The sequence below is a fragment of the Asanoa hainanensis genome, from assembly GCF_900188485.1.
Lineage (GTDB): Bacteria > Actinomycetota > Actinomycetes > Mycobacteriales > Micromonosporaceae > Asanoa > Asanoa hainanensis.
On record NZ_FZPH01000009.1, the window covers coordinates 64,535 to 88,033 of the forward strand.

Here is a 23,499-nt window from a genome sequence, read left to right on the forward strand (position 1 = left end):
GTTGCCGCGCATCGCCCTGGCCGCCGCGATCGAGGAGGTGGCGGCGCGGGACCGGACCTTCGCGCGGTTGGTGGCGACGGTGGGCCCGATCCGTTTCCTGCCAAGGACTCCGGACGGACCGTTCGGCATGCTGGTCCGGGCGATCTGCTCCCAGCAGATCTCGGCGGCGTCCGCCCAGGCCATCATCGGCCGGCTCGCCGCCGCGATGGGTGGGCTGTTCACCCCGGAAGCCCTGGCGGAGGCGTCGGACGAGGTGATGCGCGAGGCCGGCCTGTCCCGCAACAAGATGGTCTCGCTGCGGGACCTGTCCGCGAAGGTCCTCGACGGCACGGTCGACGTCAGCCCGTCGACCAGACAAACCGACGAAGAGATCATCGAGCGATTGACGACGGTACGGGGGATCGGCCGCTGGAGCGCCGAGATGTACCTCATGCACTGCCTCCGCCGCCTCGACGTCTGGCCGGCCGGCGACCTGGACGTCCGCGAGGGCTACGCCCGCACCTGGCAGGTCGACCCGCGACCGACCGAAAGGGAACTGCTGCCGCTGGGCGACCCGTTCCGCCCGTACCGCTCGGTCGTGGCCCGCTACTGCCAGGAGGCCGTGTTCCTCGACCTACGGAGCTAGGACGTGGTCCAAGCCGCGCCGGGGCAATGATCCGCGAGCTACGCCGTGGCGTTAGCCTCGTCCGCATGGTGACGCGGCTGGTGCACATCACGATGAAGGCTCGGGACCTGAACGCGCTCGGCGATTTCTGGGCGCAGGCGCTCGGCTGGGGCGTCATCGTCGAGGAACCCGGCGTTGTCATCAACATCGAGCCCGAAGGCTTCCACTATCCCGACCCGGCCGCGATCTCGATCGACATGGTCGTCTCCGCCGAGCCGAAGACCGTCAAGAACCGCGTCCACGTCGACCTGGCGACCACCTCGACGGCCCACCAGGCCGAGCTGGTCGCGCGCCTGACGGAGCTCGGCGCTAAACCCGTCGACGTCGGCCAGGGCGACGACGCCTCGTGGATCCCCATGGCCGACCCGGAGGGCAACGAGTTCTGCGTGCTGGCCCCCGGGCCGCTCGTCCAGGACACCGGCCCGATCGCCTCGGTCGTCGTCGACTGCGCGGATCCGCGCGCCATGGCCCGCTTCTGGGGCGAGGCCACGGACTGGACCCTGCTCAAGGCGACCGACGAGAGCGCGGCGTTCCGTTCGTCGACGGGCCTCGGCCCGTACCTCCAGTTCCTCCGCACCCCCGACGTGAAGACCGTGTGGAACAGGGTCCATCTCGACGTCCGCCCTTACGCGGATGGCGACCCGGACGCCGAGGCCGCCAGGTTGCGGGCCCTCGGCGCCACCAAGATCGAGCTGGACGGCATCGGATGGCAGGTCTTCGCCGACCCCGAGGGCAACGAGTTCTGCCTGCTCACCCCGCGCTGACCGTCAGCCGAGCAGCGGCAGGGCCAGCTCCCACAGGCGGTCGGCGGCTTCCGGGTCGAGGGCATGTGCGGCCACGCCGTTTCTTCCGTTCGGGCCACCGGGTACGACGGGCGACTCCCGGTTGTCCTCGAAGTAGCGCCCGGTCACGCCTTCGACGGTCGGTGACGCGGCCAGCAGCACCGTGGTCGACGCGCCCTCCTCGGGCGTCTTGAAGTGCGCCGGGACCACCAGTTCGCCGGTCTCGGACATCGCGCCGAAGCTCATCATCGTCGCGCGGTCGAGGTGCCGCTGCAGCTTCGTGTGGATCGACCCCGGAGCGACGGCGTTCGCGGTGATGCCGTTTGCCGCCCACCGCCGGGCGATCCCGACCGCGAGCAGCACGTCGGCCGTCTTGGACTGCGCGTACGCGGCCCACGCCTCGTACGGCCGCCGCTCGAACTGCGGGTCCTCGAAGTCCATCGGCGAGCGAAGATGCGCGCCCGAGCTCACCGTCACGACCCGCGCGTCGCCGGCCGCCGCGAGCGCGTCGTGCAGCCGGTAGGCGAGCGCGAAGTGGCCCAGGTAGTTGGTCGCGAGCTGGAGCTCCCAACCGCCCGGCGTGGTCTGGCGGGTCGGCAGCGCCATGATGCCCGCGTTGGCGACGAGCGCGTGCAACGGCCCGGACCAACCGTCGGCGAACGCCGCCACCGAGTCGAGGTCGGCCAGGTCGAGCCGGCTCGCCGACACCCGACCGGCACCGGGGCGGGCGGCGATCTCGTCGATGATCGGCTTGGCGTCGGCGGGCTCGCGGGTGGCCACGGTCACCTCCGCGCCGGCTCCCGCGAGGGCCCGGACGGTCTCCGCGCCGATCCCGGATGCACCCCCGGTGACGATCATCCGGCGACCGGTCAGATCAACTCCGGCCAGGATCTGGGCAGCGGTGGTACGAGCGTCGAACTCAGTCATGGCTGCTACGGTACGAAGTGATCATCGGACGATGAATAGTTCACAATCCGGCCTTCTTTAGCGAGCGTCCAGCCATGGATCCACTGGAAGACGTCCTGACCCTGACCGCCGCCACCGGTCACCTGTCCACGAGCATGGCCGCCGGCGGGCGCTGGGGCCTGCGATTCACCCCGCTGGACGGGGTCAAGTTCAACGCCATCCGGCGCGGTCGCTGCCTGTTGCGGGTCGACGGCCTGGCCGACCCGCTCGCGCTCACCGCCGGCGACTGCTTCCTGCTCACCCGCCCGGTGCCGTTCGAGCTGGCCAGCGATGCCGACGCACCCGTCGAGCCGGCCGATCCCGTCTTCCGGGCCGCGATCGACCGGGTCGCGCGGGTGGGCACCGGCGACGAGGTCTTCCTGATCGGCGGGCGGTTCAGCTTCCGCGGCCGGGCCCGGGCGCTGCTCCTCGACGGCCTGCCGCCGGTGATCCACATCCCGGGCGCGACCCCTGAGGCGGACGCCGTGCACTGGGCGATCGACCGGATCGACCGCGAGGTACGGCGCTCGCAGATCGGATCGACGCTCGTGGCCGAGCACCTGGCCGTGGTGATGCTGATCCAGGTGCTCCGGTTCCATCTGGCCACCGCGGCCGCGCCCGCGTCAGGTTGGCTGGCCGGGCTGACGGATCCGGTTGTCGGCCCGGCGTTGCGCGCGATGCACGACCGCCCGGCCGATCGGTGGACGGTCGAGGCGTTGGCATCCGCGGCGGCCGTTTCGAGATCGACGCTCGCGGCCCGGTTCAGTGCTCTCGTCGGCAAGGGCCCGCTGGACTATCTGACCGGTTGGCGGATCGAGTTGGCCGCGGACCGGCTGCGGCGCGGCGACGGCACGCTCGCGAGCATCGCGCGGGACGTCGGGTACGGATCGGAGAGCGCGTTGAGCGTCGCCTTCAAGCGGGTCACCGGCTCGTCGCCGACGGCGTACCGGGGGAGTCCCTCGATCTAAGCGATTTGCCCGTTTGGTTCGCTGGGGCCGCGTAGCCGGCGGTGGCCTGGTCTGATCTTCGCGTGAAAGTTCCGTGGGCCGCGTTCGCCTCCGTTGCCGCGGTCCTGGCGGTGGTCGCCGTGCTCGTCTCGTCGTGGCCGTCGACCACGCCAGCGCCGCGGTTCGTGCTGGCCTCGCCGACGGTGGCCGCGCCGACATCGACCGTTTCGCCGTGGCCGTCGCCGTCGGCTCGCCTGACGTCGTCAGGGGACCCTTCGCCGACGTCCAGCCTTCGGGTTCCGGAGCCCACGTCGGTGCCGGGTGCCACGCAGCAGGGGAGACGGCCGCCGGTTGTCAACAACGGTCCGCGTACGGGCAATCTGGTCGCTTTGACCTTCGACGCGGACATGACCGTGTCGATGAAGGCGTCACTCGACTCCGGAAGGGTCAAGTCCTACGCCAACCTGCGCATTCTCGACCAGTTGGAGCGCGAGCGCGTACCCGCGACGTTCTTCCTCACCGGAATGTGGGTGGAGCGCTATCCGCAGGTGACGCGCCGGATCGCCCGCAATGAGCGGTTCGAGCTCGCGAACCATACCTACGGTCACGAATCCTTTGTGGATTCCTGCTACGGGTTGCCACGGATCGCGTCGTCGAAGATGACGTCCGATGTGGACAAGACCTTTAAGATCATCAGCCGGTACGGGGGTCGGCAGACCCGTTTCTTCCGTTTCCCTGGGCTGTGCCACGACCGTGCCGCGTTGGATGCGTTGGCCCCGCTGGGTGTCACGGTGGTGGACGGGGATGTGGTCAGTGGCGACCCGTTCGCGAAGCGGTGGCAGCCGATCGTCAAGGCGGTGCTGTCCAACGTACGCCCGGGTTCGGTCATCATCCTGCATGTCACGGAGGCGAACGCTCCGATGACCGACGACGCGCTGCCCCACATTCTCGCGGGCCTGCGGGAGCGGGGACTTCAACCCGCGATGCTGTCGGAGGTGCTCGCCACGCGGTAACGCTCGAGCCCGTCGAGCAACAGGTCGAGGGTGAACTCGAACTCGACCTGACTGTCGCACCACCCGAGCGTCGGGTCAGCGGCGCCGTGCATCTCGTGCGCCACCATGGCCGTCAGGTTGGGCAACGCCGCGGCCATCGCGGCCAGGTCGGCTTCGGCATCATCGGGCTCGAGACTCCCACCGGCGGCCGCGGGACTGAACACCTCCTGCGCGAACCCGAACGGCATGCTCCCGAAAGCATGAATGGCGCGATGCGCGAGATGGTACGAGAACCCGGCGTCGACAAGCGTCCCGACGATCCGATCGAAGTATGCGTAGACGCCGCCGGGAATGGTGCGCCGGGTGGTGAGTAGTCCGGGTGCCCACGGGTGGCGCAGCATCACCTGCCGGGCGGCGAGAAACTGCTGCCTGAGGTGCGCGCGCCAGTCAGCCTGATCGCTTGTCTTGACGATCTCGTCGAGCACGGTAGAGATGACGCCGTCGAGCAGCTCCTCTTTGCCGGCGACGTAGAAGTAGAGCGACATAGCCTCGACCCCGAGCTCCGCCGCCAAGCGCCGCATAGTGAGCGCCTTGATCCCCTCGGCGTCGACGAGCCTGACAGCAGTGGCGAGCACGCGCTCGCGGCTGAGCGGCTCCCGAAATGTCTTAGCTGTCATCCACTTCCCAACCCTTGTGGCGCCACCTTGCCATGTAAGGCACCCCACCTTACGTTGTAAGGCCAGACCTCGACGAGGGAGCCAAAGGACATGGACCCGCTGATCCGCACCGCCCGCGTGACGGGCCTGCTCTACCTGGGCCTGGCCGTCTCGGGCGCTCTAGGTTTCCTACTGATCCGATCGCGCCTGTACGACCCCGACAACGCCGCGACGACGCTGTCCAACGTGGTGGCCCACGAGTCACTGGCCCGCGCGGGCATCGCCTTCGAACTGCTCACAGTCCTGACACAGGCCCTGGTAGCGGTGTGGTTCTACCGTCTGTTCCACGCGGCGGACCGCTTCGCGGCAGGCGGCATAGCCGCCTTCGGCCTAGCCAACGCGCTAGCCATCCTCTCGAGCGCGGCGCTGCTCGCGACGGCCCTGGACGCGGCCCTACGCGGAGAAGCGGCGACTGTCCAACTGCTCTACGGCATCAGCGACAACCTGTGGGGAGTCGGAGCCCTATTCTTCGGCCTGTGGCTGATCCCCATGGGCCAGGCCGTACTGCGCTCAGGCTGGCTACCGAGCAAGCTGGGCTGGCTCTTGATCGCAGGCGGCATCGGCTACGTACTGAGCGCCTTCCTCCGCTACGTATCCCCAGACGCCCAACCCATCGCCGACATCCTCGCCTTCCCAGCCACCGCCGGCGAGTTCTGGATGATCGGCTACCTACTACTCCGAGGTGTCCGCAGACGGCCCGCCAGCCACGCCGCAGCTACGCTAGAACCAGCAGCCAACTGACCGGTCTATTCATGGTTGGCCAGCTCAGAGCGTGCCTAAAGAAGCCGTGGCCGGTAAGTTGACTTGGGCATCACCGTCCATCAAGCACACGAACGTCGTTCGAAACACGCGCCAGAGAAACCGATGAAGAATTCCAGTTCTTGATCTATAACGGCGCAGGTCAGCAAGTGTGCTCCCCGCGCACGCGGGGATGGTCCCAGTCCTCCGCCGGCAACGGCACGGCCGCGGGCGTGCTTCCCGCGCACGCGGGGATGGTCCGATGGGCGCTCCCTGGATCGGTGACGAGTAGGTGTGCTCCCCGCGTACGCGGGGATGGTCCGTCGCGCTGCTGGTTGGCGTGCTCTCATACCAGGGACCCGCAGGCCTCTTCGGCAGGTGAAAAAGCGTCCGCAAAGCAGGCCCGTCCAGACTGGCCTCGTCATTCAGCCACGGGGGTTGAAAGGCACCTGGACGCCAAGGCGGAGACATGAGTTCCTGCCAGGGTCCTGCGCACCGTCGCGATGTCACTCGGGGCTAGCGACCTGCCAACCGCGTCCGCTCCGTCCAAGAACAGCTAGGGCGGGGCGGGCGTTACGTTGGTCGGGCCGTTAGCGGCAGGCTTGCCCTCGGCGGCGGTGGGAACGGTCGGCATGACGCCCGGACCACCAGTTCCGTCGGCAGCCGAATGTGGGTCGAGCGTTCGACCCCCGCGATCAGGTCCACCAGCAACCGCAACGCCTCGGCGCCCATCCGCTGCAAGGGCTGCGTGATCGTCGTCAGCGGCGGGTTGACCAAGGCCGACTCAGGAACGTTGTCGAACCCGATCACCGAAAGGTCGTCCGGCACCGACAACCCCATCGTCCGCGCCACGTCCATCATCGAGATGGCCGACAGGTCATTGCCAGCGAACACCGCCGTCGGCCGGTCCGGCAGGGACAGCAGCTCCGCGGCAGGTGCAGAAGCGCTCTCCACCCGGAACCCACCCACCCGCACCAGCCGCTCGTCGACCGCGACCCCCGCATCAGCCATCGCCTTGCGGAACCCCGCCTCACGCAACCGCGCGGACTCCAGGTCAGGTCGACCGCTGAGGTGCCCGATCCGCCGATGCCCCAGCGACAGCAGATAGTTCGTCGCCAGCACCGCCCCGGCGAAGTTGTCCGAGTCGATAGTCGGCAACCCAGACGGCCCCGTATGCGGGTCGACCGCCACCACGTGAAAATCCTGCTTCGTCTCCACGACCGTAGGCGTCACGATCACCGCCCCGTCGATCAACGTCCCAGACAGCCGCGCCAGGGACCGCCGCTCCCAACCGATAGCCGTGCCGCCGCCGTCACCGCTCGAGTACGCCAGCAGCTGATACCCAGTCCCAGCCACCTCCTTCGACGCACCCTTCAGCAGCTCCGTCGAGAACGGTTCGAACTCCGCCACCAGGATGCCCAGGACGTTCGTGCGGTGGCTGCGCAGCGACTGCGCTCCCAGGCTGGCCTCATAACCGAGCTGCGTGATGACCTGCTGCACCCGCTCCACCGTGGCCGCGGCAACCCCATACCGTCCGTTGACGACCTTTGACACGGTGGCCACGGAGACGCCGGCCGTGCGGGCCACGTCCGACATCTTCACACGCTGCGGGAACGCCACGCCGATGATGATAGATGCCGCCCACGCGGGTGTCCGGCGTGTTTCGAAAACGATATCGATAACGATTGACACTGGCGTCAACCGGCTGCAAAACTCCCCGTCAATGCCGAGTACCGCGACTGACTGAGGTCGAGGAGACATTGATGGCAACCAAGAACCGTATGGCCCCATTTTTCGGGACACTCACCGTGGCCGCGCTCCTGCTGGCCGCCTGCAGCGGCGGCGGCGAGAGTGAGGAACCCGCCGCCAACGAGCTCTACCAGAACCCCGTCACGCTGACCTGGTGGCACAACGCCTCGCAGGACGGCCCGGGCAAGACCTACTGGGAGAAGGTCGCCAAGGACTTCTCCACCGCGCACCCGTCCGTCACGATCGAGATCGAGGCGATCGAGACGAACCAGCTCCAGCGCACGCGGCTGCCCGCCGCGCTGTTGACCAGCGACCCGCCGGACATCTTCCAGGCCTGGGGTGGCGGTGAGATCCGCGAGCAGGTCGAGGCCGACTACCTCAAGGACGTCACCGAGCAGACCAAGACCGAGGTCGCCAACATCGGCAGCGCGTCCGAGATCTGGCAGGCCAACGGCAAGCAGTACGGTCTGCCGTTCCGGATGGGCATCGAAGGAATCTGGTACAACAAGGACATGTTCGCGCAGGCGGGCATCGCCGCTCCACCGACCACGTTCGACGAGCTCAACGACGCCGTCGCCAAGCTCAAGGCGATCAACGTCGTGCCGATCGCGCTCGGTGCCGGTGACAAGTGGCCGGCGGCGCACTGGTGGTACAACTTCGCGTTGCGCGCCTGCTCCGTCGACACCTTGAAGAAGGCGTCCGTCGACCTCACCTTCGACGACCCCTGCTTCGTCAAGGCCGGCGACGACCTCAAGACCTTCATCGGCACCCAACCGTTCCAGAACAACTTCATCGCCACCCCCGGCCAGAACGACCCGACCAGCGCCAACGGCCTGCTGGCCAACGGCAAGGCCGCGATGGAGCTCATGGGTGACTGGAACAAGGGCACGCTGGAGACGGTCGCCCAGGACCCGGCCAAGCTGGCCAAGTTCCTCGGCTGGTTCCCGGTGCCGGCGATCGCCGGTTCCGCGGGCGACCCGAAGGCGGCCCTGGGCGGCGGTGACGGCTTCGCCTGTGCCAAGAACGCGCCGGCCGAATGCGTCGAGTTCCTCAAGTACATCGTCAGCCCCGAGGTGCAGAAGGCGTACGCCGAGACCGGCACCGGCCTGCCCGTGGCCAAGGGCGCCGAGGCGGGCGTCGAGGACCCGGCACTGAAGTCCATCTTGGAAGCGACGAGCAGCGCCTCGTACGTGCAGCTGTGGTTGGACACCGCCTACGGCAGCACCGTCGGCAACGCGATGAACGACGCCATCGTCGCCATCTTCGCCGGCAAGGGCACCCCGCAGCAGGTCGTCGACGCCATGAAGTCGGCTGCCCGCAAGTGACCGCTACGAAATCGGTGAGCCTCGCCGGCGGCGTCTCGACGTCGCCGGCGGGCTCGCGCAGCAGAGCGGCCGAGAAAAGGCGCAAGTGGTACGAGATCATCGGGCTGACCACCCCGGCGATCGCGGTCTACGTCATGTTCGTCCTCGTGCCGATGGGCTTCGCGGTCTACTACAGCCTCTACCGCTGGCGCGGGGTCGGGCCGCCGACCCAGTTCGTGGGCTTCGACAACTACGTCCTGGCCTTCCAGGACCCCATCTTCATCGACGCCCTGCGCAACAACGCCATCATCGTGGTCGGCTCGCTGCTGGTGCAGGGCCCGATCGCCCTCGGCGTCGCCCTGCTGCTCAACCGCCGCTTCCGCGGGCGCACCGTGTTCCGCCTCCTAGTGTTCGTGCCCTACGTGCTCGCCGAGGTCACCGTCGGCATCATGTGGAAACTGATCCTGACCGACGGGGGTACGGTCGACGCGCTGCTCAAGTCGCTCGGCCTCGGCGGCCTGACCCAGGCGTGGCTGGCCGACCTCGACGTGGTGATCTGGACGCTGCTGTTCGTGCTCACCTGGAAGTACGTCGGCTTCGCCATCATCCTGCTGCTCGCCGGACTGTCCAATGTGCCCAGCGAGCTGACGGAGGCCGCCGCGATCGACGGCGCCGGGTGGTGGCAGATCCAGCGACACATCACGATTCCGTTGCTGGGCCCCACGATCCGGATCTGGATGTTCCTGTCGATCATCGGCTCGCTGCAGGTCTTCGACGTGATCTGGGTGACCTCGGTGCCGGCCGTGCGTTCCCTCGGCGCTTCGGGAACCATGGCGACGTACATGGTGGACAACGGCTTCTTCGCCCGGCTCTGGGGGTACGGCAACGCGGTCGCCGTCATCCTGTTCGTCATCTCGTTCGTGGCGGCGCTGCTCTTCCAGCGTTTCCTGCTCCGCCGCGACATCGAGGGCGCCATCACCGGAAGGGTGGGCTGATGACCCAGCGCAAGCCGTTCTCCTGGGGCAGCCCACTGACGTACACGTTGGCGCTTGCCGTCGCGGCCGTGTCGATCGCGCCGGTGGTCTATGTGATCGTCGGGGGCTTCCGGACCACGCCGCAGATCGTGGCGAACCCGGCCGGGCTGCCGGACCCGTGGGTGTGGGACAACTACGCGCGGGTGCTGACCCAGAGCGACTTCTGGGGCCAGGCCTTCAACAGCGCGGTGATCGCCCTGGGCACGACCGTCGCCGTGGTCGCGTTGGGCGTCAGCGCCGCGTACGTGCTGGCCCGCTACACCTTCCGCGGCCGCGAGGCGCTCTACACGTTCTTCACCCTGGGCCTGCTCTTCCCGGCGGGCGCGGCGATCCTGCCGCTCTACCTGATGCTGCGCGACCTGAACCTGACCAACTCGTACTACGCGGTGATCCTGCCGCAGGTCGCGTTCTCGCTGCCGCTGACGATCGTGATCCTGCGCCCGTTCCTGAGCGCGATCCCGCGCGAGCTCGAGGACGCGGCAGCGATCGACGGCACCGGCAAGCTGGGCTTCCTGTGGCGCATCACGCTGCCGCTGTCCAAGCCGGCCCTGGTCACCGTCGGCGTCCTGGCCTTCGTGGCGAGCTGGAACGCGTTCCTGTTACCCCTGCTGGTGCTCAGCGACGTCAACCTGCACACGCTGCCGCTCGGCGTGCAGAACTTCTCCAGCCAGTACACCTCCGACACGGCCGGCATCCTGGCCTTCACCTCCCTCGCGATGCTCCCGGCGCTCGTCTTCTTCACGTTCGCGGAGAAGCAGATCGTCGGCGGCCTGCAAGGTGCGGTGAAGGGCTAACGCGTGGCCCGGGGGACCAGGAGGGACACGACGACGGCTACCACGGCCGTGGCGGCGATCGTGAGGAAGGCGACCGTGTAGCCCGTCGACGTCGGCAGGCCGTTGGACGCGATCGTGCCCGTCACCACGGCGCTGACGACGGCCGTGCCGATCGCGCCGCCGATGTTGCGGATGTTGGCGTTCATGCCGGTGGCGGCGCCGGTCGCGGACGGGCTGACCGAGTGGACGATGACGCTGGTCATCGCCGCGTACGCGAGGCCCAGCCCGAGCCCGAACACCGCCGCGGCGAGGGACACCTGCCACGGCGCGTCGTGCAGGAGCGCGAAGCCCGTCGCGCCGACACCCAGGAACGCCGACCCGTACGCGAGCTGCGACCGGAACCCCACGACCCGGTGGATGGGCCCGCTGAGCATGCCGCCGACGGCCATCGTGACCAGCATCGGCAGGACCAGGAAACCGGCGACGGTGACGCTGGAGCCGAACCCGTACCCGGCCGCCCGCGGGGTCTGGATGAACTGCGGCAGGAAGGTGACGACGGAGAACATGGCGGCGCCGAAGAGCAGGGCGACCAGGTTCGTCGTCCACACCGGACGGTGACGCAGCATCCGCATGTCGATCATCGGGTTCGACGAGCGGGTCTCGACCAGCACCCACGCCGTGAACGCGATCGCCGCCACCAGAAACAGGCCCACGGTGGGCGCCGACAGCCAGCCCCAGCGGGCGCCGATGCTGACCGGCAGCAGCAGGGCGACCAGCCAGCCGGCCAGCAGGGTCGCCGCGGGCCAGTTGACGCGGCCGCCGCCGCGCACCGGCGAGGCCGGAACGTACTTCCAGGCCAGCGCGCCCACGGCCAGGACCAGCACGAGCGGGATGCCGAAGAGCGCGCGCCAGCCGAAGGCGGCGGTGATCGGGCCGGCCAGCACCGTGCCGAGGCCGCCGCCGACGGCGATCACGCTGGACATCGCGCCGATCGCCCGGGGCACGCGGTGCGCCGCGTACTCGTCGCGGATGATGCCGAAGACGATCGGGAAGATGGCGCCGCCGAGGCCCTGGACGATCCGGCCGCCGATCAGCACGCCCAGGTTCGGGGCGAGTGCGGAGACGAGGCTGCCCGCGGCGATCGCGCCGAGGACGATCAGCAGGGCGCGGTGCTTGCCGATCAGGTCGGCGATGCGGCCGAGGATCGGGGTGGCAACGGAGGCGGAGAGCAGCCAGGCGATCAGCACCCAGGACACGCCCGCCTGGGTGGCGCCCAGGTCATGGCGGATCACCGGAAGCACCGGGCTGATCAGCGACTGGAGGGTGGCGAACGTGCCGGCGCCGAGGCCGAGCAGCACGAAGACCAGCGACGTGGTCGAGCGCGCCGGCGCCATGGCCGGCGGTGGTGCGGTGAGGGTCATCGGAACGCTTCCTGCGACGGGTAGACTGATAACCAGACTCCGGTAAAACGGAGCCGTGTTATCGGATTACTGATAACCGTACTCCGCTTCGAGGGGAGCGCCAATGCCGGGCCTCGACCTGTCCGTGGTGGGCGCCCGCCGGCCCCACCGGGCCGACGCGGCGCGCAACTTCGACGCGCTGGTGGCGGCGGCCCGGGACGTGTTCACCGAGTACGGCGCCGACGCGCCGCTGGACGAGGTCGCCCGGCGGGCCGACGTGGGCATCGCCACCCTCTACCGCAACTTCCCCACCAGGGAACAGCTCCTGGAGCAGGTCTACCTGACCGAGGTCGACGCGGTCTGCCGCGCGGCGGAGGGCGCGGCCGAGCTCGGCCCGTGGGAGGGCCTCACCACCTGGCTGCGGCGCTTCATCGACTACGTGGCGACCAAGCGCGCCGTCGCCACCGGGATCGACCGCGGGTCGGCCGCCTACCGGGCCGCCACCGACGCGCTCTTCGCGGCCGGGGGGCCATTGTTGGCCCGCGCGCAGCAGGCCGGCACCATCCGCACCGACGTCGACATCGACGATGTCATGCGCTTCACCATGGCGTACACGACCGTGAACTTCGCCTCGGCCGAGCAGCGCGACCGCATGCTCGCGGTCGCCTTCGACGGCCTAGCCGCCCAGCCCGCGCCGTAGCGTCTCGACGACCAGGTCCGCCGCCTGTGGGGGAGTCAGATCCGGGAAGCGGTACGCGGCCGTGCTGATCAACTGGTCGAGGACGGCACGGGCCCAGGCCGGGTCGCCGCGCAGGAAGCCCTCGTCGACCGCCCGCCGGACGAAAGCGTCCAACCGGGCGCTCTGTGCGCGGGCCCGGCTGTCGGCCGACGGGTCGGCGCGCATCATCCGCCGCGTGTCGACCGGCCATTCGCGGCTGACCGGGACGATTCCCTCGACGTAACGGTGCAGGGCGACCGCTACCGGTGCCTCCGTGAGCCGGGCCTCGTCGAGCACCCGCCCCGATGAGTCGAGCTTCGCCTCGAACACCGCGCTCAGCAGCGCCTCGCGGGTGGCGAAGCGGCGGTGGACGGTCGTGCGGTCGACCCCGGCGGCGCTGGCGATGGCCGCCAGGGGCGTGCTCGGGTCGTCGGCCAGCAGCCGGGCCCCGGCGCGCAGGACCCCGGCCAGGTTCCGGGCGGCATCAGCTCTCATCGTGCCGTACATCATAGCCTCCGTAGTAGATCAGCCAAAAACCACAACGCTAGCGTTGCACTTACCAATCAATCCCCGACACAGGAGCTTCGCAATGACACGTACGTGGCTGATCACCGGTGGTTCCCAGGGCCTCGGCCAGGCCCTCGCCGCGGCGGCGCTGGAGAAGGGCGACCGGGTCGCGGTCACCTCCCGGCGCGCCGACGTCCTGGCCGACCTGCGGGCGGCGTACCCGGAGCAGCTGTTGACCTTGGCTCTGGATCTCACGGACGAACAGGCGGTGCGGGCCGCGGTCACGGCCGTCGTGGGCCGCTTCGGCTCGCTCGATGTCGTGGTCAACAACGCCGGCTACGCCACCACCGGCACCGTCGAGGACTTCCCATCGGACGAGTTCCGCGCGCAGGTCGAGACCAACCTGTTCGGAGTCGTCAACGTCAGCCGGGCCGCGCTGCCGATCATGCGTCGCCAGCGGTCCGGGCATTTCATCCAGGTCTCGTCCGTCGGCGGGCGGGTCGGTGGCACGCCGGGCCTGAGCGCGTACCAGGCCGCGAAGTTCGGCGTCGCCGGCTTCTCCGAGGTGCTCGCCAACGAGGTGGCCCACCTGGGCATCAAGGTGACGATCGTCGAGCCGGGCGGCATCCGCACCGGCTGGGCCGCCGGCGCCGCACAGACCTCGGGCCCGACCCGCCCCGAGTACGCGGAGTCCGTCGGGGCCTGGCAGGACCGGTTCACCCAGTACGCCGGCAACGAGCCCGGCGACCCCGCCCGGATGGCCAAAGCGATCGTCGACCTGGTCGACGGCCCCGCCCACCCGCGCCGGCTGCTGCTCGGCAACGACGCCCTGGACATCACCCTCGCCGCGGAAGAGCAGCGGCTCGCCGAGGCCCGCCAGTGGGCCCCCGTCAGCCGCGGCACGGACCTCGAAGGAGCCAACTCATGATCACTCGCGACAAGCTCTACATCGGCGGCCAATGGGTCGCACCGGCAGAAGAGAACCTGCTCGAGATCCGCTCACCGCACGACCAGTCGGTGCTCGGCCGCGTCGCCCAGGCGCATCCGCGAGACGTGGACAGGGCCGTGGCCACGGCCCGAAAAGCCTTCGACGACGGACCCTGGCCGCGCACCGACCCGGCGGACCGCCAAGAAATCATTCGGCGGCTCAACGCGCTGCGCGAGGCCCGGGCCGACGAGATCGCCGAGGTCATCTCGGCGGAGAACGGCTCGGCGGGCTGGTTCACCAGGCTCGGCCAGCCGTTCCTGACCCGCCAGGTGAACGCCTACCTCGCCGCGGCCGAGGGGTTTGGCTGGGAGGAGGTCGTGCGACCCACGGACCCGGCCGTCGCCTTCGACACCATCGTCCGGCGCGAGCCGATCGGCGTGGTCGCCGCGGTCATCCCGTGGAACTCGCCGTTCTCGGCCGCCACCGCCAAGCTCACGCCCGCCCTGCTGGCCGGCAACACCGTGGTCCTCAAGGTCTCGCCGGAGAACTCGCTGAGCATGACGCTGCTGGCGGACCTGTGGCACGAGGCCGGGCTGCCGGAGGGCGTGCTCAGCATCCTGCCGGCGGACCGGGACACCAGCGAGTACCTGGTCTCCCACCCGGACGTGGACAAGATCGCCTTCACGGGGTCGACCCGGGCCGGGCGGCGGATCGCCGCGATCGCCGGCGAGCAGCTCAAGCGGGTCAGCCTGGAGCTCGGCGGCAAGTCCGCGGCCATCATCCTGGACGACGCCGACGTGGCGGCCGCCGTCCAAGGGCTGCGGTTCGGCTCGCTGGCCAACAACGGCGAGGCGTGCATCCTGCAGAGCCGGATCCTGGCGCCACGGAGCCGCTACGACGAGGTCGTCGCCGCGCTGAAGGACATGGTGGAGTCGCTGAAGGTCGGCGATCCGGCCGCTCCCGACACGTTCGTCGGACCGATGATCAGGCCAAACCAGCAGGAGCGGGTGCGCGACTACATCCGCACCGGCGTCCGGGAGGGCGCCCGGCTCGTGACCGGCGGCCCCGAGGTGCCGCCAGGCCTGGAAACGGGCAACTACGTCACGCCCACGCTCTTCGCCGACGTCCACAACGGCATGCGGATCGCCCGCGAGGAGATCTTCGGCCCGGTGCTGGTCGTGATCCCGTACGACGACGAGGACGACGCGGTCCGGATCGCCAACGACTCCGAGTACGGCCTGTCCGGCGGCATCTGGTCGGCCAGCACCGATCGGGCACTGAACGTGGCCCGCCGGTTGCGTACCGGCACCGTCACCCTGAACGGGTCACCGATGAGCTTCGACGGGCCGTTCGGCGGCTACAAGGCGAGCGGAATCGGCCGGGAGTACGGCGTGGTGGGCCTGACCGGCTACGTGGAGCACAAGACGGTCACGCGTTAGCCGCGCGCCGGCCCCTGGTAGTCGGGGGCGACATAGACCGGGAGGCGGTCGTCGCCGCCCGAGCGCACGTACCGCCGGGTGTAGTTGACGTGTCTCGGGCGCACACCGTCGAAGGTGGGCACCGCGAAGTGCAGCGGCAACCGGCCCGCGGACTGGCGGGTGGGGGTGACGTCGTGGCGCTGGTCGTGCCAGGGACCGCCGAGGAAGAGCACCATCACGGCCGCGCTCCGGGGTGGCGAGGCGTGAGCACGCTGGCGGCGGTTACATAGGTTTCTTCGCCGGTCGCGGGCGACACCGGATACGTCATGACGACCTGCCAATCTCGGGAGGGGATCCGACCACGGCCCGGGTCGCCGGCGAGGACCAGCGTGTCGCGGCGGGCGGCTGTGAGCAGGAAGGGAAGGACCTGGTCGGCGAGTTGGTCATCGTAGAACGCATCGCCCGCCAACACCACGTCGGCCCGGATGTCGAGCACGGCCTCGGGTGTCAGGTCCAGGAGGTTGGTCGAAAGGGGTACGACGTGCACGCCGTTCGCGCGGGCGTTGGCCCGGATGGCGGCGGGGGCGTAGGGATCGATGTCGTTGGCGACGACGACGGCGGCACCCGCCTTGGCCGCCGCGATCGCGACGAGGCCTGACCCGGAACCCAGGTCTAGCACCCGGCGGCCGGCGACGGTCTCGGGCGCGTCGAGCACATAGCGGGCGACGGCCTGGCCGCCGCCCCATGCCGTGGCCCAGAAGGGTGCCGGAAGGTTGTGGCCCACCTGGGCCTCCAACCGAGCCCAGAGGATCGTCGGATCCTCGGCAAGGAAAAGGCGCACCTCAGGTACGAGCCGCGCCGAGGTGAGTCGGAGACCATCCATGTCAATCCCCGCTCTGATGTTGTCCGGGCCGACGCCCGGGGTTCTGTCGGTGGCCGTGCCCCCGTGCACGGAAAGTGACCAGGGGCACGGCCGCGACAGGTCTAGATCAGATGGTGCGGATGTTCGCGGCCTGCGGGCCCTTCTGGCCCTGCTCGACGTCGAACTCCACGCGCTGGTTCTCCTCGAGCGACCGGAAGCCGGACGCGGCGATGGCGGAGAAGTGGGCGAACACGTCCGGGCCGCCACCATCCGGGGTGATGAAGCCGAACCCCTTGTCAGCGTTGAACCACTTGACGGTGCCTTGAGTCATTTCTTAAAACCTTTCGGAATGGCGCCCGCACCGTGCGGGGACCGTAATTGCCGAACTCATCCATCCCGACCGGTTGACCCGGCACAACACAAAACGCCCGTGGCTGGAGACCCGGGCGTCTGCAAGGTATGAACGTGAAACCGCAATACCTGTACTTTAGCACGCCCTGCCGGCTTAGTTGACCAGGGTCCGCGAGTCGTCCGGCACCTGGAGCAGGTCGAGGGAGTTGCGCCAGAGGGTGTCGAGCTGCTCGGGGTCGTTGAGCAGCTTCGCCAGCAGCACGCGGCCCTCGATCTGGGCCACGATCGAGCGCGCGGCCTCGCGGCTGTCGACCGCCGGGCCGGCCTCGCCGAGGTCCTTCGCCTGGGTGACGACGGCCTCGATCAGCTCGATCTGGGCGTCGAAGATCGCCTGGAGCCGCTCCCGGATCTCCGGGGCCTGGTTGCTGAGCTCGAGGGCGAGGTTGCCGAACATGCAGCCGACCACCACGCCGGAGCGCTGCTGCGCGACCCGCTGCACCTCCTCGGTGACCTCGAACAGGTCGTGCAGCCGCCGCAGGGGGCTGGCATCGGCGTTCAGCACCGCTTCCCACTCGGCACGCTGGGCCGCCCAGTGCTCGTCGATCACCGTCAGCGCGAGCGCCTGCTTGGACTCGAAGAAGTAGTAGAAGCTGCCCTTGGGCACCCCGGCCGCCGCGCAGATCTCCGCGACGCCCAGCGCCGAGTAGCCCCGCTGCTCGATGAGCACCTTGGCCGCCTCGAGGATCTTGTTTCGCGCGTCACTTGTCCGTCCCACCCTTGGAGAATACATGACCGGTCGTCTAGCTTCTTAGTCGACCAGTCGTCTACCGGCGACATCCAGTCGGATTTGCGAGGTTAAGACAGCTATGAGCACCACCAACGCAGCGCAGAAGGTCGTCGTCATCACCGGTGCGTCCCAGGGCATCGGGGCCGGCCTCGTCGAGGCATACCGCAAGCTCGGGTACGGCGTCGTGGCCAACTCCCGCTCGATCACCCCCAGCACCGACCCCGACGTCGTGACCGTGCCCGGCGACATCGCCGACAAGGCCACGACCGACGCCGTGATCGCGGCCGCGCTGGACCGGTTCGGCCGGATCGACACCGTGGTGAACAACGCCGGCGTCTTCATCGCCAAGCCGTACACCGACTACACCGCCGAGGACTACGACCTGGTCTTCGGTGTGAACGTCGCCGGCTTCTTCAACCTGACCCAGCGCGCCATGCCCCACCTGCTGGCCAGTGGCGGTGGCCACATCGTCAGCATCACCACGAGCTTCGTGGACCAGCCGAACTCCAACGTGCCGTCCGTGCTGGCCTCGCTGACCAAGGGTGGGCTGACCTCCGCGACCAAGTCACTGGCCATCGAGTACGCGAACCGGGGCGTACGGGTCAACGCGGTGGCCCCGGGCATCATCAAGACCCCGATGCACTCGCCGGACTACTACCCGACGTTCGACGCCCTGCACCCGGTCGGCCGGATGGGTGAGACGAGCGACATCGTGGAGGCGGTGCTCTTCCTGGAGTCGGCGCCGTTCGTCACCGGCGAGATCCTGCACGTCGACGGTGGTCAGAACGCCGGCCACTGAGCCGGGGTTGGGTTTGGGGGCGGCGCGGACGTGCCGCCCCCACCTCTGAGAAAATTGGATCTCCCGTTGGGAAACCGGGCCGGGTGGAGGTAGTTTCGGCGTTAATCGGGGGATGTGATGGTTTTTCATGGCAGGCTGGGGCGACTCCGTGATCCAGACTCCGGATCACCGACTACGCATCTTCATCTCTTCGGCGGTCGAGGAACTGGAACCTGAGCGCCTCGCCGTCCGGGACACCATCGCCCGGATGCGCCTGGTGCCGGTGATGTTCGAGCTCGGCGCCCGCCCCGCCGGCGGCCCCGAGGTCTACCGCGAGTACATCGACGCGAGCCAGCTCTTCGTCGGCATCTACTGGGAGCACTACGACCACGCCGGCATCGAGGACGAGTACCTGGCCGCCGACCAGCTCCCCAGGCTGATCTACGTCAAGACCCCGGCGCCCGGGCGCGACCCGCGCCTTTCCGCGCTGCTCGACCGGATCCGCGACGACGCCCGGGTCAGCTACCGGCAGTTCCGCGACGCCGACGAGCTGCGCCGGGCCGTGGGCGAGGACATCGCCCTGCTGCTCAGCGAGCGGTTCAACCCGAACGGCACCGAGCCGCCGGCCGACGCGCGCGTGCCCCTGCCCCTGCCGGTGGCACCCAACCGGCTGCTCGGCCGCAGCGCCGAACAGCAGGCCCTGACCGACCTGCTGACCGACCCCCAGGTGCGGCTCGTGACGCTCACCGGCCCCGGCGGCGTCGGCAAGACCCGGCTGGCCCTGGCCCTCGGCACGTCGCTGCGCGAGAAGTTCACCGACGGGGTCGCGTTCGCCGACCTCTCCGCGGTCATCGAACCGGACGCGGTCGGGATGACCATCGGCAACGCGCTCGACCTGCGGACCATGCCCAACCAGTCCGCCGTCGACAACGCGGTCGCCTACCTGCGCGACCGCTCGGTGCTGCTCATCGTCGACAACATGGAGCACGTCACCGCCGCCGCGACCGAGCTGTCCGCCATCCTCGACGCGTGCCCCCGGGTCACGATCCTGGTGACCAGCCGGGTCCCGCTGCGGCTGACCGGCGAGCACGTCTTCGACGTACCCCCGTTGCGGGTGCCCCTGGCGACCGACGACCCGACCGTGGCGATCGGCCGCGACGGCGCCGCCCAGCTGTTCGTCGAGCGGGCCAAGGCGGTCAACGCCGGCTTCCGCTACGACGCCGACGGTGCCGCCGCGATCGTCGAGATCGTCCGCCGGCTCGACGGGCTGCCGTTGGCCATAGAGCTCGCCGCGGCCAAGGTCCGGGTGCTGCCGCCGCGGGCCCTGGTCGACCGCCTCACCCGCCGGCTCGGCACGCTGACCGGGGGCGCCCGCGACCTGCCCGCCCGCCAGCGCACCCTGCGGGACACCATCGACTGGAGCTACCAGCTGCTGCCGCGCGCCGAGCAGGAGATGTTCGCCCGCTTCGGGGTCTTCTCCGGCGGCTTCGACCTCGACGCGGCCCGGGCCGTAGCCGAGATGAAGGACCGGTACGCCGGCCTCGAGTCGCTCACCGACCTGATCGAGAGCAGCCTGGTCACCCAGGACAACCGCGGCCCCGAGCCGCGCCTGTCGATGCTCGGCGTCGTCCGCGAGTTCGCGCTGGACAAGCTCCGCTCGGACTTCGACTGGGAGGACACCCACGAGCGGCACGCCCGCTACTACCTCGCCTTCGCCGAGGCGACCGCGCCGCCGGTCGGGCAGACCTCGACCGACCCCGCCGCCGTCGACCTGCTGGAGCACGAGCACGACAACCTGCGCGCCGCCATCAACTGGTTCATCGACAAGGAGCAGATGGTCGAGGCCGTCCGGCTCGGCTGGATGCTCTGGCCGCTGTGGTGGCTGCGCGGCCACATCGACGAGGGATCCCGGACGGTCCGGCGGATGCTCGAGCACGCGGACGCCGCACCGCGCCGCACGTACGCCCACATGCTCTTCGGCGATGGTGCGATCGGTTTCCTCAGCGGCGACCAGGAGCGCGCCCGGGTGCAGCTCGAGCGGGTCCTGCCGATCCTGCGCGAGGTGGGCGACCAGGACGTCAACGCCCGGGCCGCGGGCATGCTCGGCCAGCTCGCGCTGACCCGGGGCGACTACGACGAGGCGCGCGTCCTGCTCGGCGAGACCAAGGAGATCAGCGAACGGATCGGCGAGGTGTGGATGGCCGCGCTCTACCACACCCGGCTCGGGCTGGTGCCCTTCAACGAAGGCGACTACGAGGCCGCGGCGGCGCAGTTCACCGACGGACTGCGGACGGCGCGCAAGACCGACGACCACCTCGGCGAGGTCGTGGCGCTCTACAGCCTCGCCGTGACGGCGACCGCGGCCGGCGACACGGAGGGCGCGGCCCGGCACCTCGCGGCGGGGCTGCGGCTGTCGGCCGCCGCGGGCGACGAGGCCGGCACCGCCCTCTACCTGTCGGCGTTCTCGGACCTCGCGGCCCGCAAGGGCGAACCGGCCCGGGCGGCGCGGCTGGCGTCCTCCGCGCGCAAGCTGCGCGCCTTCGCCGGCAGGGCGTGGATGCAGGCGTACGTGCTGCCGTGGCCACACCTGGGCGCCGACCTCGACGCGCGCGACTATATGGAGGCCCGCGAGCAGGGCTACGCCGACACCCTGCAGTCCGCCGTCGCCTACGCCCTGAGCGACATCGAACCCTAGCGTCCCTTGTGGACAGCTTGGGCCAGGCGGCGGACCGCCTCGTCCATCAGGTCCGGCTGGGCGGCGGCGTAGGTCAGGCGTAGGTGCGGGGCCGGTGGTTCGGCGGCGAACCACGGGCGGCCCGGGAAGACCACGACGCCTTCCGCTGCGGCGGCCGCGGCCAGGGCGACGTCGTCGGTGCCGTACGGTAGGCGGGCCCACAGGTGCAGGCCGCCGCGGGGGATCGGTGGGTCGGCGAGCTCCGGCAGGTGCCGGCGGAGTGCCGCCAGCAGTGCGTCGCGGCGGGCCCGTAGGGCCGTGCGGAGGAAGCGGCGGTGGCGGGCCCAGGCGGGTGCGCTGACGAACTCCAGGGTGGCCTGTTGGAGCGGGCCGGTGACGAAGAAGTCGTCGAGCAGTCGCGCGGTGCGCAGCCGGGTGCCGGCCGGGCCGCGGGCGCCGATCGCCGCGACCCGTAGGCCCGGCGCGGCCGACTTGGCCAGGGAGCGCACGTAGACGACGTGGCCGTCGGGGTCGTCGGCGGCCAGCGGCGGTGGCGCCTCGCCGTCGATGGTCAGGTCGCGGGCGTAGTCGTCCTCGATCAGGAAGGCTCCCGCTTCTCTGACCGCGGCGGCGACCTGCGCCCGGCGGTGTGTTGCCAGCGTCGCGCCGTGCGGGTTGGCGTGCAGCGGCTGGCAGTAGAACAGGCGCGCGCCGGTGCGGTCGAACGCGGCCGCGAGGTGGTCCGGGCGCACGCCGTCGGCGTCGGCGGGCACCGGCACCACCTTGAGCCCGGCCGCGCGCGCCGCCGCCAGCGTGCCGAGGTAGGTCGGCGACTCGACGAGCACGGTGTCGCCGGGCGCCACGAGCGCCCGCAGCGCCGTCGACAGGGCGGCCTGGCCGCCGGGGCAGATCACCAGGTCGTCGGGGCGCAGGCCGCCGCCGGCCTCGCGCGCGAACCAGGCCCGCAGGTCGGCGTTGCCCTCGGCCGGTCCGCGTTGCCAGGCCGCGGGTTGCCGCGCGGCGCGGGCCAGGGCGGCACCGAGCGGGGCGGCGGGTTGCAGGTCCGCGTCGAGGTAGCCGCCGGAGAGCGGGATCGACCCGGCGGGCGGCAGGGCCAGCAGGGCGCGCATGTCGTCCTCGCCCGGCCGTCCCGGGCCGAGCGCGACGGTCTGCCAGGACAGGTCGGGGACGCGGCGGTCCGGTGGCGCGGCCGCGACGAAGGTGCCGCGGCCCGGCCGGGTCTCGACCAGGCCTTGCGCGACGAGGTGGCGGATCGCCTCGGCGACGGTGACCGGCGAGGCCTGGTGGCGGGCCGTCAGCTCACGGACCGCCGGGAGGCGCGTGCCGGGCTCCGCCGCCGCGACGGCCGCGCGCAGATCTTGGATCACGCGGGCCGCTGCGTTACTGTCATTCATGAGAAGCAAGAGTAACGCTACTGCTGCCGGCACGGTAACGGCGACCGGCCTGGTGCTCGGCGCGCTGGGCGTGCTCGCGTTCAGCATGTCGCTGCCGGCCACCCGGGTCGCCGTGGAGCGCCTCGACCCGTGGTTCGTGGCGTTCGGCCGGGCCGTCGGCGCGGCGGTGCTCGCGGCGGTCTACCTGCGGTTCACCCGGGCGCCCCGGCCGAACCGGACCCAGTGGCGGCGGCTCGCGGTCGTCGCCCTCGGTGTGGTGGCGGGCTTCCCCCTGTTCACCTCGCTCGCGCTGCGCGACGAGACCGCCGCACACGGCGCCGTCGTGGTGGGGGTGCTGCCGGCCATGACGGCCGTGTTCGCGGTGCTGCGGGCGGGGGAGCGGCCGCCGGGGACGTTCTGGCTCGCGAGCGCCGGCGGCCTGCTGGCGGTGCTGGTCTTCCTCGGGGCCAGCGGTACCGTACACGGTGGACTGTCGCTCGCGGACCTGTTCCTGCTCGCCGCCGTCGTACTCTGCGGCCTGGGCTACGCCGAGGGCGGCGCACTGGCCCGCGAGCTGGGCGGAGCCCGCACCATCTGCTGGGCGCTGCTCGTGGCCTTGCCGGTCACCGTCCCAGTGACCGTCGCCGCGGCGGTCGCCGCGCCGCCGCACGCCGACGGTCCCGGCTGGGCCGCGTTCGGCTACCTGACGGTGGTCTCGATGTTCCTGGGCTTCTTCGCCTGGTACGCGGGCCTGGCCCGAGGCGGCATCGCCCGCGTCGGCCAGATCCAACTCGTGCAGCCAGTGCTCACCATGACCTGGTCTGCCCTGCTGCTCAGCGAGTCGGTCACCACGGGCGCGATCGCCGCGGCCCTGGCGGTACTGGTCTTCGTGGTGCTCACCCAACGCACCCGCGCCGCAGGCGGTGCGCCCGCGGAGGTTGCCGATGGCGGCATGGCCGGGGAGGTCGTCGCGGGCGGTGTCTCCGCGACGGTCGACGCGCGGTCCCGGGCGCGCTGACGGCGTCCGGGACCGCGCGG

General features: G+C 70.3%; 24 protein-coding genes. 14 read left to right on the plus strand and 10 right to left on the minus strand.

Annotation, left to right across the window (positions count from 1 at the left end; translation table 11 throughout):
- The first annotated feature begins 1 nt into the window (after position 1).
- Together CHC05_RS21910 and CHC05_RS21915 are read left to right on the plus strand one after the other, a co-directional pair.
- Positions 2-625 carry a DNA-3-methyladenine glycosylase family protein gene (locus CHC05_RS21910; protein WP_089251800.1) on the plus strand — a complete coding sequence of 208 codons (624 nt, stop codon included), beginning with the start codon at positions 2-4 and terminating at the stop codon, positions 623-625.
- Between the two features lie 65 nt (positions 626-690).
- Positions 691-1,428: a VOC family protein gene (locus CHC05_RS21915; protein ID WP_089251802.1), complete on the plus strand. Its 738-nt coding sequence runs from the start codon at positions 691-693 to the stop codon at positions 1,426-1,428.
- A 3-nt stretch (positions 1,429-1,431) separates the two neighbouring features.
- Here the strand turns inward: CHC05_RS21915 and CHC05_RS21920 are convergent, their stop codons facing one another.
- Positions 1,432-2,373 (minus strand): SDR family NAD(P)-dependent oxidoreductase, encoded by a 942-nt coding sequence (locus CHC05_RS21920; protein WP_089251804.1) that lies wholly within the window; start codon positions 2,371-2,373, stop codon positions 1,432-1,434.
- Between the two features lie 74 nt (positions 2,374-2,447).
- Between CHC05_RS21920 and CHC05_RS21925 the strand changes: the two genes are divergently transcribed.
- Together CHC05_RS21925 and CHC05_RS21930 are read left to right on the plus strand one after the other, a co-directional pair.
- A complete protein-coding gene (locus tag CHC05_RS21925; protein ID WP_089251806.1) occupies positions 2,448-3,359 on the plus strand; it encodes an AraC family transcriptional regulator in 912 nt (303 codons plus the stop codon).
- A 110-nt stretch (positions 3,360-3,469) separates the two neighbouring features.
- On the plus strand, positions 3,470-4,351 hold the full coding sequence (locus CHC05_RS21930; RefSeq protein WP_245871146.1) for a polysaccharide deacetylase family protein: 882 nt from the start codon (positions 3,470-3,472) through the stop codon (positions 4,349-4,351).
- Here the strand turns inward: CHC05_RS21930 and CHC05_RS21935 are convergent.
- Positions 4,312-5,007 (minus strand): TetR/AcrR family transcriptional regulator, encoded by a 696-nt coding sequence (locus tag CHC05_RS21935; protein ID WP_089251810.1) that lies wholly within the window; start codon positions 5,005-5,007, stop codon positions 4,312-4,314. The genes CHC05_RS21930 and CHC05_RS21935 overlap by 40 nt on opposite strands.
- Before the next feature lie 90 nt (positions 5,008-5,097).
- Between CHC05_RS21935 and CHC05_RS21940 the strand changes: the two genes are divergently transcribed.
- Positions 5,098-5,787, plus strand: a complete 690-nt coding sequence (locus CHC05_RS21940) for a DUF4386 domain-containing protein (protein WP_089251812.1) — start codon at positions 5,098-5,100, stop codon at positions 5,785-5,787.
- Between the two features lie 570 nt (positions 5,788-6,357).
- On the opposite strand, the gene CHC05_RS21945 is transcribed toward CHC05_RS21940, so the two are convergent.
- Positions 6,358-7,404 (minus strand): LacI family DNA-binding transcriptional regulator, encoded by a 1,047-nt coding sequence (locus tag CHC05_RS21945; RefSeq protein ID WP_089251814.1) that lies wholly within the window; start codon positions 7,402-7,404, stop codon positions 6,358-6,360.
- A 143-nt stretch (positions 7,405-7,547) separates the two neighbouring features.
- On the opposite strand from CHC05_RS21945, the gene CHC05_RS21950 reads away from it, so the two are divergent.
- Genes CHC05_RS21950 through CHC05_RS21960 form a run of 3 tightly spaced genes read left to right on the plus strand, consistent with a single transcriptional unit; the run spans position 7,548 to position 10,665 of the window.
- Positions 7,548-8,858: an extracellular solute-binding protein gene (locus tag CHC05_RS21950; protein ID WP_089251816.1), complete on the plus strand. Its 1,311-nt coding sequence runs from the start codon at positions 7,548-7,550 to the stop codon at positions 8,856-8,858.
- Positions 8,855-9,832 (plus strand): carbohydrate ABC transporter permease, encoded by a 978-nt coding sequence (locus CHC05_RS21955; protein ID WP_089251818.1) that lies wholly within the window; start codon positions 8,855-8,857, stop codon positions 9,830-9,832. The genes CHC05_RS21950 and CHC05_RS21955 overlap by 4 nt, the downstream gene beginning before the upstream one ends.
- The gene (locus CHC05_RS21960; protein ID WP_089251820.1) at positions 9,832-10,665 is read left to right on the plus strand and encodes a carbohydrate ABC transporter permease; all 834 of its coding nucleotides are present in this window, start codon (positions 9,832-9,834) and stop codon (positions 10,663-10,665) included. The genes CHC05_RS21955 and CHC05_RS21960 overlap by 1 nt, the downstream gene beginning before the upstream one ends.
- Here the strand turns inward: CHC05_RS21960 and CHC05_RS21965 are convergent.
- Positions 10,662-12,065 (minus strand): MFS transporter, encoded by a 1,404-nt coding sequence (locus tag CHC05_RS21965; protein WP_218824623.1) that lies wholly within the window; start codon positions 12,063-12,065, stop codon positions 10,662-10,664. The two genes, CHC05_RS21960 and CHC05_RS21965, sit on opposite strands and share 4 nt — an antisense overlap.
- Positions 12,066-12,168: 103 nt before the next feature.
- Between CHC05_RS21965 and CHC05_RS21970 the strand changes: the two genes are divergently transcribed.
- Positions 12,169-12,744 (plus strand): TetR/AcrR family transcriptional regulator, encoded by a 576-nt coding sequence (locus CHC05_RS21970; protein ID WP_089251822.1) that lies wholly within the window; start codon positions 12,169-12,171, stop codon positions 12,742-12,744.
- Here the strand turns inward: CHC05_RS21970 and CHC05_RS21975 are convergent.
- Positions 12,721-13,257: a TetR/AcrR family transcriptional regulator gene (locus tag CHC05_RS21975; RefSeq protein ID WP_089252264.1), complete on the minus strand. Its 537-nt coding sequence runs from the start codon at positions 13,255-13,257 to the stop codon at positions 12,721-12,723. The two genes, CHC05_RS21970 and CHC05_RS21975, sit on opposite strands and share 24 nt — an antisense overlap.
- Before the next feature lie 94 nt (positions 13,258-13,351).
- Here CHC05_RS21975 and CHC05_RS21980 point away from each other — a divergent pair, with 94 nt between their 5' ends.
- A complete protein-coding gene (locus tag CHC05_RS21980) occupies positions 13,352-14,197 on the plus strand; it encodes an SDR family NAD(P)-dependent oxidoreductase (protein ID WP_089251824.1) in 846 nt (281 codons plus the stop codon).
- On the plus strand, positions 14,194-15,636 hold the full coding sequence (locus CHC05_RS21985) for an aldehyde dehydrogenase (RefSeq protein ID WP_089251826.1): 1,443 nt from the start codon (positions 14,194-14,196) through the stop codon (positions 15,634-15,636). Before CHC05_RS21980 ends, CHC05_RS21985 begins: the two co-directional genes overlap by 4 nt.
- Here the strand turns inward: CHC05_RS21985 and CHC05_RS21990 are convergent.
- From CHC05_RS21990 to CHC05_RS22005, 4 genes are all read right to left on the minus strand, one after another.
- Positions 15,633-15,854, minus strand: coding sequence for a hypothetical protein (locus CHC05_RS21990; RefSeq protein ID WP_144022709.1), 222 nt, complete (start codon positions 15,852-15,854; stop codon positions 15,633-15,635). The genes CHC05_RS21985 and CHC05_RS21990 overlap by 4 nt on opposite strands.
- Entirely contained in the window at positions 15,851-16,399 is a 549-nt protein-coding gene (locus tag CHC05_RS21995) for a class I SAM-dependent methyltransferase (RefSeq protein WP_245871147.1), read from the minus strand. The genes CHC05_RS21990 and CHC05_RS21995 overlap by 4 nt, the downstream gene beginning before the upstream one ends.
- A 205-nt stretch (positions 16,400-16,604) precedes the next feature.
- Positions 16,605-16,808 (minus strand): cold-shock protein, encoded by a 204-nt coding sequence (locus CHC05_RS22000; RefSeq protein WP_089251832.1) that lies wholly within the window; start codon positions 16,806-16,808, stop codon positions 16,605-16,607.
- A 174-nt stretch (positions 16,809-16,982) separates the two neighbouring features.
- On the minus strand, positions 16,983-17,603 hold the full coding sequence (locus tag CHC05_RS22005; protein WP_089251834.1) for a TetR/AcrR family transcriptional regulator: 621 nt from the start codon (positions 17,601-17,603) through the stop codon (positions 16,983-16,985).
- A 91-nt stretch (positions 17,604-17,694) separates the two neighbouring features.
- Between CHC05_RS22005 and CHC05_RS22010 the strand changes: the two genes are divergently transcribed.
- Together CHC05_RS22010 and CHC05_RS22015 are read left to right on the plus strand one after the other, a co-directional pair.
- Complete coding sequence (locus CHC05_RS22010) at positions 17,695-18,414, plus strand: SDR family NAD(P)-dependent oxidoreductase (RefSeq protein WP_089251836.1); 720 nt, start codon at positions 17,695-17,697, stop codon at positions 18,412-18,414.
- A gap of 127 nt (positions 18,415-18,541) precedes the next feature.
- Positions 18,542-21,088, plus strand: coding sequence for an ATP-binding protein (locus CHC05_RS22015; RefSeq protein WP_089251838.1), 2,547 nt, complete (start codon positions 18,542-18,544; stop codon positions 21,086-21,088).
- On the opposite strand, the gene CHC05_RS22020 is transcribed toward CHC05_RS22015, so the two are convergent.
- Entirely contained in the window at positions 21,085-22,482 is a 1,398-nt protein-coding gene (locus tag CHC05_RS22020; protein WP_089251840.1) for an aminotransferase-like domain-containing protein, read from the minus strand. The two genes, CHC05_RS22015 and CHC05_RS22020, sit on opposite strands and share 4 nt — an antisense overlap.
- On the opposite strand from CHC05_RS22020, the gene CHC05_RS22025 reads away from it, so the two are divergent.
- Entirely contained in the window at positions 22,481-23,479 is a 999-nt protein-coding gene (locus tag CHC05_RS22025) for a DMT family transporter (RefSeq protein ID WP_089251842.1), read from the plus strand. The genes CHC05_RS22020 and CHC05_RS22025 overlap by 2 nt on opposite strands.
- Positions 23,480-23,499: the final 20 nt, after the last annotated feature.